The organism is Bacteroides sp. D55t1_190419_B8 (assembly GCF_015558905.1).
Classification (GTDB): domain Bacteria; phylum Bacteroidota; class Bacteroidia; order Bacteroidales; family Bacteroidaceae; genus Bacteroides; species Bacteroides vicugnae.
This window is the reverse complement of the sequence record NZ_JADMOU010000037.1, coordinates 1-14,695: the sequence shown is the minus strand read 5'-3', so window position 1 is coordinate 14,695 and position 14,695 is coordinate 1. Positions and strand designations below refer to the sequence as shown.

Genomic DNA, 14,695 nt, shown 5'->3' with positions numbered 1-14,695 from the left:
GGAAATTGATTGACAAATTTAAACAAATAAATTAAGATACGAAGAAAAAAAGAATTCTTTATAAAAAAAGAAAATAAAATAGTGACGCTATCCGGGTGGGATGGTGTCACTATAAGTGTTGGATAGTGACGGTATCTTATCGGGATAGCGTCACTATTTTTTAGTCTGTATTTTACCAGTTTCTTTTCACTGTACGGTAGCCATAGCCGATAATTACAAGGAAGCAAATAAACGGAAGAACGAATGAAGCGTTGACAGCGGGCAACCAGCCGACTTCTTTCAGATCAATAATGCTTGCTTGTAGCGGAGGGAGAATGGAACCACCCAGAATAGCCATGATGAGACCGGCGGCTCCGAACTTGGCGTCGTCTCCCATGCCTTTCAGTGCGATGCCATAAATGGTGGGGAACATCAACGACATACATGCTGAAACTGCCACAAGGCAATATAAACCGAGGATATTCTGCAGGAAGATGGTACCTAATGTAAAAATACCTCCGAAGATAGCAAGAATCATCAGTAACTTTCCGGCATTGAGATAGCGCAGGATAAAGGTACAGATAAAGCGGCTGATACAAAAAATAACCATTGCCACGATATTATATTGTTGTGATAACACTTCTGCACTTTTTTCGTCCATGCCTTGTGACATAAACAGTCGTGTTCCATACTGAATGATGAACGTCCAGCACATGATTTGTGCTCCCACATAAAAGAACTGGGCTATCACACCTTCACGATAACGTGTTTCCTTGAAAATGCGTTTGAGTGTAGGGAAGAAGTCTATTTTGTGATTCTGATCTCCGTTTTTAGGCATTTTGACGAATCGTATCAATAGCAGCATGGCAACGATAACCAGTCCGATGATGAGATAAGGAGCGATCAGGACACTAAGGTCACTCTCTTTGATCGCCTGAAATTCGCTGTCGTTAAGCAATGCGCGGTCTTCGGTACACATCGGATGCAATTTCGCTTGAATGAACTGCATGGCTACATACATTCCGAGAAGCGACCCCATCGGGTTGAAAGACTGTGCAAGATTCAAACGCCGGGTAGCCGTTTCTTCCGTTCCCATGGAAAGAATATACGGATTACAGCTTGTTTCGAGGAAAGACAATCCGCAGGTCAGAATGAAATAAGCAATCAGAAACGGATAATACTCACCCGTCATTTTGGCGGGGAAGAATAAGAATGCTCCGAAAGCATACATACCCAGTCCTAACAAAACACCTGCTTTGTAGGAATATTTGCGGATGAAGATGGCAGCCGGAAAAGCCATTGCAAAGTACCCTCCATAGAAGGCAACTTGTACCAATGCTCCATCGGTGGCACTCATCCGGAAGATTTTAGAGAATGCCTTTACCATCGGATTGGTAATGTCATTGGCAAATCCCCATAACGCAAAACAGGAGGTAATGAGAATAAAAGGTATAAGATAACTGATGCCATCTTTCGAAAGGATGGACTGCTTGGTGTGTTTCATGGTTGTTTCTGGTATTTTTTTAAGTATTATACAAATGGAACATTCTTTCCATCGGTTTCCATTTCTCTGCGGAACTCATTCCGGGTGCGGCTTGTTGGAAGATAGCCATATATTCTTCCCACTCCTGTTGGCGGGGAAGGGTGTTCAGGCGTTCCATAGCTGTGTCCCAGTCAAAATCAAGGGGAGTTTCGACAATCATAAACAGTCGTGTTCCCAGAATATAAATTTCCATTTCCAGGATGCCAACTTCCCGGATACCGGCAAGGATTTCCGGCCATGCTTCCGCTTGGCTATGTCTTTTCCGATATTCGGCGATTAGTTCCGGAGAATTGCGTAAATCAAGGGTTTGGCAATATCGTTTGACGGGAACGTCATAAGATTGAACCTGATAACCGGTTTTGGATGTTTCCATATACTTTTATTTTTTAGGGTAATATACTTGTGGTGTAACGCTGCGAGTGACAATTTCTCGCAATTCACGAAGATCGGCAATTTCTCCTTTAGCCATTGCCTGCGTCAGAATGTTTCCCATTGCAGTAGCTTCCACCGGACCTGCATAAACAGGAATGCCGAGTTCGTCAGCTGTCAGTTGGTTGAGTAACTTATTTTGTGACCCTCCGCCGATGATATTTAACTGACGGATCGGAGCGGGGAGACAACGGTTGAGCTGTTCCACAGCCTGACGATATTTGAAAGCTAATGACTGGAGTACACATCGTACAGTCTCTGCTTTGCTTTGGGGAACTTGCAAAGCATGACTCCGGCAATAATGAATAAGCGCGTTTTCCATATTTTCCGGATTCATGAATGTGGCGTCGTCTACAGGGATGATTGTATCAATCTTGGCTTTGGCAGCCTGCGGGATGATTATATTATAATCTTGTTCCTCACCACATACTTTCCACTCATTCATCAAGCGTTGCAGAATCCATAATCCTGTTATATTCTGGAGGAAACGGATCTTGCCGTCAACACCTCCTTCATTGGTGAATTGAGCTTTTCTTGCTTCTTCCGTCAGTATAGGTTCGTCCACTTCAACTCCCAGTAGCGACCAAGTGCCGGAACTAAGGAAAGCGATGGGGCTTTCTGTGGCAGGAACTGCGGCTACGGCACTGGCTGTATCGTGTGAACCTACGGCAATAACGTCTACGGCACCCAGTCCGGTTTCGCGTGCGATATCCTCTTTTAGTGTGCCCCTGATTGTTCCGGGAAGAATAATCTCGCCGAACAGATGTTCGGGAAGACCTAAGGCGTGTATGGTATTGAGTGACCAGTTCCGTGATTTGGCGTCCAGTAATTCGGAGGTGGAAGCGATGCAATATTCATTATTGGCTACTCCTGTCAGGAAGTAACTGAAGAGATCGGGCATGAATAGAAGTTGCCGGGCGACTTCCAACTGTATATCTTGATTCTGTTTCATGCTGTAAAGTTGAAACAGTGTATTGATAGGCATCACCTGGATACCGGTCTCGGCATAATGTCGGTGTTCATCTATAAACTTGAATACTTCTGCCGGCATTCCCTCTGTTCTCGCATCCCGGTAACAGACAGGATTTCCTAACAGGTTTCCATGCTTGTCAATCAGTCCGAAATCCACTCCCCAAGTATCAATACCAATACCTCTTACGGCATATCCTTTTTGTGCAGCCAGTTTTAGTCCGGTTTTCATATCTTCGAATAGAGACGGGAAGTCCCAGTAAACATGATTGCCAAGTTTGACCTGCCGGTTGGAGAAGCGGTATACCTCTTCCAATTCCAACTTACCGTTGAAAAGGAAGCCGGCGATGATCCGTCCGCTGCCGCCTCCGAAGTCTGCTGCTAAATAAGTGTGTTTGATGGTATCTTTCATGGTAATGTGCCCGGATGCTAGTTGCTTTTCTTTCCTAATACGTAAATTTCCAAATCTTCAATTTCTGCCGGTGTGAGCACAGAATAATCACCACCGGATTGAACGATGATGCGGCAAGCCATTTCGAAGAAGGTAGCCCGTTCGTATACTTGATCGAAATCTTTTTCGCATACCACTTGCCCGTGGTTAGTCAGTAAAACCGAGTTATGCTTTTGCATGGCTTCTACTACGGCTTTCGCCAGTTCCGGTGAGCCCGGACGATAATATGGAATCACCGGTATTTCCGAACCTACATGGCAAGGAATTTCTGCTGTTACGTTGAAGTTTGCCGGCTTGTTTTTCATGCAGGAGACAGCAGTGGCATATTCCGATTGGAAATGGAGAACGACATTGACGTCCGGACGTTCGCGGAGAATACCTAAATGGAATGTGCTTTCCATAGAAGGTTTTACGCTATTGGAAGGAGTGCCGCTGGCAATATTGCAGATCGAAACTTTTTCTTTGCCAAGTGTGGGAACCCAAGAACCCGTACCGGAAATCAATGCTTCTTCACCGATTCTCCAAGAAAGGTTACCGCTGCTGCAAAGCATTAATTTTGCATCCCCGTAACGGTGTGCTTGTGCAATGAATTGTTCAATATGTTCGTTAGTAATCATAGTGTTCTTATTTAAGTCGTTGTAGGGGAGAGGCTGTTCCGATATTTATTGGGTATACCAGAAGAAGGTAGCCCGCCCCCTACGAACGGCAAAGTTAAAATATTTATTTATACAGGACGAAAAAAACTTGTTTATTTATAGATCGGGCCGTAAGTTGCACAAGCTCTGTAGTCTGCTCCTTCTTTGTCCATGCCGAAGGCATTCCAAGCGGCCGGGCGGAACATCCGGTCTTCTTCCACATTATGCATACATACCGGGATGCGGAGCATGGAAGCAAGCGTGATTAAGTCTTGACCGATATGGCCGTAGCTGATGGCTCCATGATTGGCTCCCCAGTTATTCATAACTGAATATACATCTTTGAAAGCCGGTTTATCGCACAGGCGGGGTACAAACCAAGTGGTAGGCCATGTCGGGTCTGTACGCATATTGAGTTTCTGATGGATTTCCGGATCGATTTCAACTGTCCATCCTTCTGCAATTTGCAGGACAGGGCCTAAGCCTTTAATCAGGTTCAGACGCATCATGGTTACAGGCATTCCACCTTTTGACAGGAAGTTGGACGAGAAACCACCACCACGGAAGTAATCACGGTCTGCCGGATACCAGGTTGTTGCTTTGAGACAGTTCTCTACATCAGCGTCCGTCAGGTTCCAGGGTTCTTTCATAACCGGATTACCTTCTGCGTCTACTGATTGGCCGGAACCGTCGAGAGTTGTTGCACCTGAATTGATAAGGTGGATGATACCATTGGCTGCCAGACCACTCAATTCTTTGCCGGTTACACGTTTTACAGCTTCAGGACTCCAGTATGTACGTACGTCGGAGAATATTTGTGCACGGTTGGTCAGCAGATGTCCGAACAGCATGGCTACACCGTTGCAAGCGTCATTTTCGGTAGCTACCACAAATGCTTCACGGATGCCGTTCCAGTCGAAAGAAGTATTGAGTAAAGCTTCCGGATAGTCACCGTTAGGATAAAAGTCTGTCCATTGGCGTTGTCCTTGGAAACCGGCTGCAATGGCATTGTGTCCCAAAGCTTCTTCCTTGAATCCCATTTCTTTCAGTTTGGGATTTCCGGTCATCAGGTCGCGCATGATAATTGTCATTTTTACGATGAACTCCCAGTCTGCATCTTTCTGCTCACGGGTTTTACGCTTTTCAGGGCGGTTCTTGAAGTCTTCACCTTCGTTGGTCTTGCAATGTTTTTCAGTCCACTCCATTGCTTTGGCGTATTCTTCGTGGTCATAGATACCTTCATCCATCCGGCGGATGATTTCTGTGAGGTCTATTGATTCATTGCGCATTCCCAGATATTCCTGGAAGAAATCAGGATTAACGATAGAACCGGCGATACCCATGGATACACTACCCATTGACAGGTAAGATTTGCCTCTCATGGTAGCTACTGCCTGTGCAGCGCGTGCAAAACGAAGAATCTTTTCCGATACATCTTCAGGGATTGTATTATCGTCCAGATCCTGAACATCACGTCCGTAGATACCGAATGCAGGAAGTCCTTTTTGTGCATGTCCTGCCAATACCGCTGCCAAATATACAGCTCCCGGACGTTCTGTACCGTTAAATCCCCAAACAGCTTTCGGATAATGAGGATTCATGTCCATTGTTTCCGCACCATAGCACCAGCAGGAAGTGACGGTAATGGTAGAGCCTACTCCTTCTCTTTCAAACTTTTCCGCACAGGCGGCACTTTCGGCTACGCGTCCGATAGTGCTATCGGCAATAACACATTCTACCGGGCTGCCGTCGCCGTTTTTCAGATTACTGCTGATTAATTCGGCTACTGCCTTTGCCAGATTCATTGTTTTTTCTTCAAGACTTTCGCGAACGCCACCTTGGCGACCATCGATTGTGGGACGAATCCCGATTTTCGGATACTTTTTCATGGTTTCTATCTATTAAAGGATTAATTAATATCTGTGCTGAACTGTGCTGATTATATTGCAAAAAAAATTAAAGCGACTTTCGAAGTCTTACTTCTGTCGGCAAGAACTTTTGTACCGTTACATTATTAAGAACGAAATTAGCAGCTTCGTTTCCCATCATTTCCCAGTCAATACTCAATGAGGTTATTCCTTCGTCAATCACTTCGTAAGAAGGAATATCATTGTATGCCAACAAGCCGAAATCTTTTCCGCATTTCAGCCCTTCCAATCTGCCTTGTTTCACTACCTTTACCACATCTTGTTGCTTGATAGCAATGTAGGCAACTCCCTTGCATATTGTCAGATTCTCGATGTCCTCCTGAACCTCACAGAGGAATCCCTGTTCCTGACAGAAACGGGTGAAATATTCCTTGCTGCTTTGAGGGTGCTTCAGGCTTTTCGGAAACAGAAAAACAAGTTGGTGATAGTTTTTCAGCCTTTCCCTGAGCAAATGCAATGCCTGATAGAAAGATTCGTCGAAATCTTGACAGATATATGAATACTTCTCTTTTTCGAACTTGCCGAAATCAAGAAGTAGCAATTTGGTGGGATTAATTTTATTGAGAGCTGTGCTGAATTTCTCGTTATCGAAATTCATCACGATGTATTTGTTGTATTTTCCTATGGATTCCCGGATGATGGTGTTAAATAACCGTTCGTTGTATTGATGAAACAATAAATCTACCTTATAATTAATAGGCAGATGCTTGACGAAACTATTGTATAATGCTTCTTTGAAAGGAGTGTATTGGTCGAGCAGTAATAAAACATTGGTTACCTGGCTCGTCACGTAATATCCTTTTCCGGGAGTGGAGTCGATCAACCCTCGTTCGCGTAAATCAAGGAAAGCTTTGAAAACGGTGTCGCGTGATACTCCGTATTGAGCACTCAACTGATTGATGGAAGGCAAAGAATCTCCTTCAAGAAATTCTTTCCTGGAGATTGCCTGGCTAAGTGCGTCCGCTAGTTGCGTAACCTTGCTCGACTGTTGTCCGAATGTTGCCTTTTTATCAGTTCGTTTCATGCTGTAAAAATAAGTAATACTGTGCTGAACTATGCTGATGCAAAGAAAGACATTTTATTCTGAAAGAGAATAATTATTTGCTATGTTTTATAGCATAAAGTAATAAAAAAATCCCCTCCGGCGAACCGGAGAGGATTATAGCTTTTTCCTAATTTCTTATTCGGAATCTGCTGAAATTTATTCAGCAGCAGCTTCTGTTGCAGGAGCTTCTTCAGCCGGAGCTGCAGCTTCTTCTGCAGGTGCTTCAGCAGCAGCCTTTTCAGCAGCTTCAGCAGCTTTCTTTTCAGCGAGTGCTTTTGCTTTCACTTCGTTGATTTTCTTTTCTGCTTCCAGACGTGCTTTCGCTTCCGCTTTCTTAGCCTCGTCCTGTTTAGCTTTCAAAGTAGCCAAACCTGACTGTTTGTTGTTTTTCCAAGCTTCGAATTTAGCTTCAGCTTCTGCTTCTCCGAATGCGCCTTTTGCTACACCGCCCAGAAGATGTTTCTTCATGTAAACTCCTTCACGAGAAAGGATGTTACGTACAGTGTCACTTGGTTGTGCACCTTTCAGTACCCATGCCAATGCAGCGTCGAAATTCAAATCTACTGTAGCAGGATTGGTATTTGGGTTGTAAGTACCAATCTTCTCAATAAATTTACCATCACGTGGTGCTCTGCTGTCTGCAATTACAATTGAATAGAACGCGTAACTTTTACGTCCGTGTCTCTGCAATCTGATTCTAGTTGCCATTTTTAATAATTGTTTTTAATGATTGATTTGAATTATGCTATTATCTCGTAATAGCGGGCACAAAGATACGGCTTTTCTTTTGATTGACAAACATTTCGCCTCTTTTTTACGAATACCGTTTCGGATAGCGGAACAAGATTGCGAGCAGGGCGCATGCTCCCATTGTAAATGGATAATAGAGATTGCCGATGATACTGATAGGGGAGATGCTGGCAAGTCCTGCTGCAATCAGCATCTGTGCTCCATAAGGGATAATTCCTTGTATCAGGCAGGAGAAAGTATCGAGGATACTGGCTGTTTTTCTCCGGTCGAGATGGAATTTTATGGCAATATCTTTGGCAATCGGTCCGGTTGTGATAATGGCAATCGTGTTGTTGGCAGTGCATAAATTGGCAATGCTCACCAGGGCGGCAATGCTTAGTTCGGCACCCCTCTTGCCATTGACATGGCGGGTGAGTTTCCGGATGATGAAATCAATACCACCGTTATAACGGATGGTTTCGAGCATACCTCCGGCCAGCAGAGTGATGATAATCAATTCTCCCATGCCTGTAATTCCTGTCCCCATGGCGCCAAACCAGTCGAATATACCGAAGCTACTGGTAGCGATGCCGATGATACCAGTAGTCAATATACCTATTATAAGTACGAGCATTACATTAATTCCGGCAATGGCTGTTCCTAATACTATTATATAAGGTATCACTTTGAGCCATTCAATGGTTTGTGTTTGAGTGGGAGCAGTAATGGACAATCCTTGGAATATATAAATACCCAGCACGATGATGGCTGCCGGCACCACTATCATCGAGTTTACCCGGAATTTGTCGCGCATTACACATTCCTGAGTTTTGGTAGAGGCAATGGTGGTGTCTGAAATAAACGACAGATTATCTCCGAAAAAAGAACCACCGACTACGACAGCCACCATAAAAGGGAGTGCTATCTCCGTCTTTTCTGCCAGTCCTACAGCAACGGGAGTGAGGGCGACAATAGTTCCCACGCTGGTTCCGATGGATAAAGAGATGAAACAGGCAGCAATAAAGATGCCGGCCAGCAGCAGATTATCCGGGAGAATATGTAGTGTCAGATTGACGGTGGCATCGATTGCGCCCATTTGCTTGGCGCTTTGTGCAAAAGCTCCGGCAAGAATGAATATCCATATCATCAGGAGGATGTTCTTATTGGCAGCTCCTACTGAGAATTGGTAGATACGCTGGTCCAGTTTCAAGCCGGGGGTAATGGCGATGGCATAACAAGAAGAGACGAGAAAGGCCACAGTGATAGGCACTTTATAAAAGTCGTTGACGAGGATGGACGTCACCAGATAGAGGCAGAGGAATACGAGTAACGGACTCAAGGCCCACCAGTTTCCGGGACGGTTTTTATGTGTTTTTTCTTCAGTCATAAATGGACGTTGTGGTATTTATTTTATTCTAAATATTTGAAATAGCGGTGCAAAAGTAGTGTTTTTCGCAGGAAGTGGCAAAAAAGAATAGCTAAAGTAACATATTTATAACAAGCCCGAATATGTTATTGTTTCTAAAGAGAGTGGCTTGAATATATCATCTCCTATTTCATGGTTTTCACGGTCTTAAATAAAATAGGAGATGATATATTTCTTTTACAGTAAGATGATGCGCTTTTGTACGATGTCTATTAATTGGGCTTTTAACTGTTGTGCATTAATAGGCTTAGGCATATAACCGTCGAACCCACTTTCTATCACCTTCTGCTCATCTGAAGCATAGGCAAAGGCGGTAATGGCAATAATTGGCACTTTAGCCGAGTATTTCCGGATTTCTTTGGTTGCTTCGTAGCCGTCCATAACAGGCATATTGATGTCCATTAGTATGATTTGCGGATTATACTTATTGAACATTTCTACTGCTTCTTGTCCATCCCAAGCATGAATCAATTGATATTCTCCCTTTAATATGGATGCAAATAATTTGTAGTTGCTGTCATTATCTTCTGCAATCAGAATGCTAAGTTTGTTTTTCTCTATGGTTATTGGTTGGAGCTCTGTCTTTGCAGTGTCTTCATCTACAGCCACTGCGGCTTTATATGGTAGTGTAAACCAGAATGTGGAACCTTTTCCTTCTTCCGAATTTACTCCGATAGATCCTCCCATGTGCTCTACTAATGTCTGGCAAATAGAAAGTCCTAACCCTGTACCTTGTTCAAAGCTGTTTAGTTTGACAAAACGTCCGAAAATGCTCTTCTGTTTGTCTTTGGGTATACCGCAACCTGTATCGCTGACATAAAAATAAATTTCTTTGTTGCGAAGTTCATAGCCAAAACGAATATACCCCTCGGTTGTAAATTTGATAGCATTGCTTATCAAATTGATGAGTAACTGCGATAGACGGTTCTTTTCAGTATGGATAAAGCAGGTTTCCATTGTCGGATGACAGCTTAGCTGTACTTTATCCGATTTAATTTTTAGCTGTAATGAGCTTGTTAACTCATTCATCACCTTATTCAAATCAATGTTGGAATACTGAAATTCCAATGTTCCGGCTTCAATCTTTGATAAATCCAGAATATCGCTGATTAATTGTAATAACAGCGTGTTATTATTTTCAATGATGCTCACATACTCCTGCTTTTCTTCTTTTTCGTCTGTTGATGCTAATATACTGGAGAAACCGACAATAGCATTGAGAGGAGTACGGATTTCATGACTCATGTTTGCGAGGAAAGCTGATTTGAGACGATTGGATTCTTCTGCCCGGTCTCTGGCTGTCATCAATTCCATTTCCATCTTTTTTCGTTTGGTGATGATTAAAGAGGAGCCGACCAGAGACAGTGGCTTTCCGTTTTTATCACGAGTCTCTACAGCAGCTTGCGCTTCTACCCATTCTATTCGATGGATGTGATTCTGTATGTTGACTACCCGATATTCTTCCCTAACCTTATCCGAACGTCCTTTTAGCAGATCTTCGTAGGCTTTTTCTACACGTTTGCGGTCTTCTTTGAATATTTTAGAGAAATATTGAGAGTCGGGTACTGCTAATTGTTCTTCACTTATATCTTTTTCATTTGTACTGAGTTCGATGGGTTTGTTGATGTCGCAAAGTATAGTTTTGCTTAATAAATCCCATTTCCAGGGCACAATATTGGCTACGTCCAGTGCCATTGCAAGCTTGTTGTTGGTAGCACTCAATTTTTGTTGGGCTTTGTATAGTTCTGTACTGTCCAGACAGAAAATATCGACAATGTTATTGTGGTGAGTACCTTTCAGGACTATATCATAGAATGCATCTATCTGTTTAAAGTAATATGGGAAAGTGATGGCTTTGTTTTCAGTAAGTGATATTTTGGTGAAATGCAGAAACTCTGGCATGGATTCAGGGAATAACTCACTGGCCTTTTTGCCTATTACGTCTTCTTTGCGGAAGAAGTTTTTTTCAAAGTGAGAGTTTACATTCCGATATATTAATTCTATTGGCGTGCCTTCTTCGTTCATAATTAACTCTTCTTGCATATAAAGTATAGGCATATTGTTAATCAGATTCTTGTAGGAAGTCATCGTGTCAATCTCTTTCTGTTGTAACTTCTTTAATTTATTCAGATGATTGATACGGTATTGAAAGAGTAGAGCAAGCAGTATGAAACAAACGACTGATCCTAAAATGAAATATCCGTATTGTTCCCAAAAAGTAGGTGGCTTGTTAAAGAAAATTGTGTTGGAAGGACATAGATTCGGTGATAATCCTTTACGGAGCAATACACTGTAATTGATTGTAGGGGCGGCATTCGAAGGTTCGTAAAAAGGAATTTCGGCTGCTTGTTTCCCATCTAATATTGCTTGGATTGTTTCTACTATTTTTTTGTTGTATGTATCTTGGTCGTAGACGTATCCTCCTATCGTTCCTCCTGTATTGTCTTTGATTGTCAACATGCCAAGACTGAATAAAGGAGCGGATGTTGTGGGGATTAGCCGGTGAGAATTTATAACCAACGAAGTGTTACCGGCAAATGTGTGTTTGTAGAACCAGGAAGAAAAGAGTATTCCTGTTATTTGGGGGTCAATAGAATAAAGAGTGTCTAACAAATGGTTAATCCGCATCTTTCGAGGAGATATGAATTGATAATTGATATCCGGATGATCCTTTGCTAATTCTTGCTCAATAACTGTGTTGTAAGTCTGGTTGTTTTGCCGTTCATCACCGATAAATATGAAATTCTTTATATGGGGAGTCATTCGGCAAATTAGTTCTATATTCTCTTTAATATAGAAATTAGAATGTAAGAAAGTTAGATTATAAGGTTTGGCTATGTCCGCTATTGGGATTCTTGCAGTTACGTCAATCGGTTTCTTTTGGAGATAAAACTCTTTCGGTCCGATATAATCTTCTTCGGCGCATAGTATAATCGGAACATTCCCCCACATCTTCCTGAAGTCATCCCGTAATATCATACTGGAATTTCCTATCAATATCAGCATTCGTGGAGAATGTTGTCTGTATTTTTCCAGGATCGTTTGTTTGAACTCTTTTAAAGTAGAGTCTGCATCCATCATTAGCATATTCATATGTTCGGTATAGAGTGCTAGTTGAGGAAGAGTTTGAGTGTATTCGGTTATCGCGGAAATCATTCTAAAACTCCAGGGAGCTGCTTCTGTATATGAATTAATAATTAGAAGATAATTGGAAGAGTTTACTGAATCTTTTTGAGCTAGACTCGGAGTGGTGAAAGAAAACAATAAACAGAACGACAAAAAAAGTTTTATAAGATAAGAGGTATTTGCTTTTATTTGATTGTGTGTTGTCATTAAATTTTAATGTTTTTTGATGGTTTATTAAGTTTATGTGATTACAAAGGTATTAATAATAAATGGATTAAACTAAACTTTGGTCATGAAAAGTAAATAAAAGAGAGAAATTTATACGCTTTTTAGACGGGCTTCTTATTTGACTTTATAAGGGTGCGTGAACCAGAAACGGGAACCGGTCCCTAACTTGGATTCAACACCGATAGTCCCCCCGAGGTGCTCGATAATACTTCTGCAAATAGACAGGCCTAACCCTGTGCCTTTTGAAAAAGAATTGAGTTTTACAAAACGTTCGAAGACCCGACTTGCTTTATCCGGAGCAATCCCCATACCCGTATCTGTGACGGAGAACTCTATTTCATCTGTTTCTTTTTTATGATGATATTCAAGGAGAATTTGGCCTTCTTTGGTAAATTTGAGAGCGTTATTTATGAAATTGGTGATTACCTGCATTAAACGCTTTTTATCTGTATAAATATAATATTGAGGTAAGTCCGGAGTCAGCAAAACGGGGACGGGCTTATCTTCTTTTATATCATAATTGCGCATTATATCTTCACAGAAGCTCTTGATGTCCAGATGATCCATGGTGAAGTCGAGTGTTCCGGCCTCTATTTTGGATAAATCGAGAATATCGGATATCAGTTGTAAGAGAAGTTCTGTGTTTTCCTGCATGATATCGACATAATCCTGGCGGTCCTTTTTGTCATCCGATTCGACCAGTAAACTGGCAAAGCCGACAATCGCATTTAACGGAGTGCGGATTTCATGACTCATATTGGCAAGAAAGGCCGATTTTAAACGATCCAGATTTTCCGCTTTTTCTTTGGCTATTCTTAGTTCTTCCTCTATTGTTTTTTGATGGTTAATATCGACACTGGTGATTACGTGTGCCATCTGTCCGTCTATCCAGTCAAATGCGGCACTGAATACACGAAACCAACATTTGTCAAATGGACGTTGATAATCCCAGGAGTAAACTTTAGTTGGCAACCCGTTTTCATCTATCAAATGTTTCTTCGGGCAAAACTCACATTCTCCGGTTTTATCTTTATATAGAGCCTGCCAGCATTTTTTTCCTTCAAAATGTTCAATTCCTCCGTATGGAGCAGCCATGGATTCATTGGCATATAGCATATCATGAGAGTCGAAAGAGTTTACATAGATGTCAACTCCCATGTTGTTCATGATACTACTTAAAGTCTTGCTTGCCCGTACTTCCCTTTCTTTATATTCACGCACTGCTATTTCCTTGGAGAGTGATCCTAAAATGAGATGAATTATTTGCAGTTCCTCATCGGTGAAAGATATTGCATGCTCCCTGTCTGCAAATCCGATGAATCCGATGATTTTTCCTTCGGAGTCTTGAATTTGCCGGATCAGTAAAGAATTGACTCTATAAAAATCAATGATGTCTACATCATCCCAGGAAGCGTTTTGGGTTCTGCAGGCATAAAAAGGTTTGCTTTTGCCATTTGCGTGGGCAACGTGTTGATTGCTCATTTCACTGATTTCAAAACGCTGGCGCAGGATATTGTCGTTATTTCCAATTGTTTCCTTTAAATAAAAGTAGCGAAATCCGTCCGTTTGATAAATGAATGCTCTTTTAAAACCATAGTATTCGCAAATGTCCGTAAGTGATTCTGTGATTTTTTTCTCAATAGAGTCACAGCTATTCAGTCTTTCTAAGAAATGAAGTAAAAATGCATGGTAATTCTCTCTTTCTCTGATCATATTGTTTTAGGCATCTTGTTTGGTTATTTAAACTCGAAAGGAGTATGCTGTTTATCTCTTTCAAATCTTCAAGCTGCTAATATACGGACTTTAAAAAAATGATGAATGCTGTTTCAGATTTTTGTAATGTTCCGTTTTTCTTTTTCTTGGTACGAAAAGAGAATGTAATAAATGATATTTCCCTTGGATTTTAGTTAACTAACAACGATCTTTTAAGAAATAAATAGGTGAACTTGTACGGATTTGTTGAATTAAACGCTGTTGGGGGAAGTTAGTCGGTATTTGAATTTTTCGAATCTGTAAGTGATTGATTATTAATGCGTAATAAATGTGCATTTTTCCTTTAAAACCAACGGGTGGTTCCTTTAAAAGGAACCACCCGTTGCACACCGAGAAAAAGCACGTTCCTTTAAAAGGAACGAAATAGGGCTTCGTGTGCCCCTTAGGGCATATGGAGCCTTTGTTGTACGTTTTCTATTTTTTATGGGGGTTAC

At 41.8% G+C, this 14,695-nt stretch carries 10 protein-coding genes; all 10 read right to left on the bottom strand.

Annotated features, from left to right (window positions below):
* Positions 1-172 precede the first annotated feature (172 nt).
* Positions 173-1,483, bottom strand: a complete 1,311-nt coding sequence (gene fucP / locus I2I13_RS21665; RefSeq protein ID WP_195650485.1) for an L-fucose:H+ symporter permease — start codon at positions 1,481-1,483, stop codon at positions 173-175.
* A gap of 19 nt (positions 1,484-1,502) precedes the next feature.
* On the bottom strand, positions 1,503-1,895 hold the full coding sequence (locus I2I13_RS21660; protein ID WP_004303848.1) for an L-rhamnose mutarotase: 393 nt from the start codon (positions 1,893-1,895) through the stop codon (positions 1,503-1,505).
* Between the two features lie 6 nt (positions 1,896-1,901).
* The gene (locus I2I13_RS21655; RefSeq protein WP_148367597.1) at positions 1,902-3,332 is read right to left on the bottom strand and encodes a rhamnulokinase family protein; all 1,431 of its coding nucleotides are present in this window, start codon (positions 3,330-3,332) and stop codon (positions 1,902-1,904) included.
* A 17-nt stretch (positions 3,333-3,349) separates the two neighbouring features.
* Positions 3,350-3,988 carry a class II aldolase/adducin family protein gene (locus I2I13_RS21650; protein ID WP_195650484.1) on the bottom strand — a complete coding sequence of 213 codons (639 nt, stop codon included), beginning with the start codon at positions 3,986-3,988 and terminating at the stop codon, positions 3,350-3,352.
* A gap of 131 nt (positions 3,989-4,119) precedes the next feature.
* The gene (gene fucI, locus I2I13_RS21645; protein ID WP_148367599.1) at positions 4,120-5,895 is read right to left on the bottom strand and encodes an L-fucose isomerase; all 1,776 of its coding nucleotides are present in this window, start codon (positions 5,893-5,895) and stop codon (positions 4,120-4,122) included.
* Positions 5,896-5,962: 67 nt separating this feature from the next.
* A complete protein-coding gene (locus I2I13_RS21640) occupies positions 5,963-6,958 on the bottom strand; it encodes a GntR family transcriptional regulator (protein WP_195650483.1) in 996 nt (331 codons plus the stop codon).
* 177 nt (positions 6,959-7,135) lie between these two features.
* Positions 7,136-7,687, bottom strand: coding sequence for a 30S ribosomal protein S16 (locus tag I2I13_RS21635; protein ID WP_004325681.1), 552 nt, complete (start codon positions 7,685-7,687; stop codon positions 7,136-7,138).
* Positions 7,688-7,793: 106 nt separating this feature from the next.
* Positions 7,794-9,095, bottom strand: a complete 1,302-nt coding sequence (locus I2I13_RS21630) for a Na+/H+ antiporter NhaC family protein (RefSeq protein WP_195650482.1) — start codon at positions 9,093-9,095, stop codon at positions 7,794-7,796.
* A gap of 216 nt (positions 9,096-9,311) precedes the next feature.
* Positions 9,312-12,467, bottom strand: coding sequence for an ATP-binding protein (locus I2I13_RS21625; RefSeq protein WP_195650481.1), 3,156 nt, complete (start codon positions 12,465-12,467; stop codon positions 9,312-9,314).
* A gap of 135 nt (positions 12,468-12,602) precedes the next feature.
* Entirely contained in the window at positions 12,603-14,201 is a 1,599-nt protein-coding gene (locus tag I2I13_RS21620; protein ID WP_195650480.1) for a HAMP domain-containing sensor histidine kinase, read from the bottom strand.
* Between the last annotated feature and the right edge of the window lie 494 nt (positions 14,202-14,695).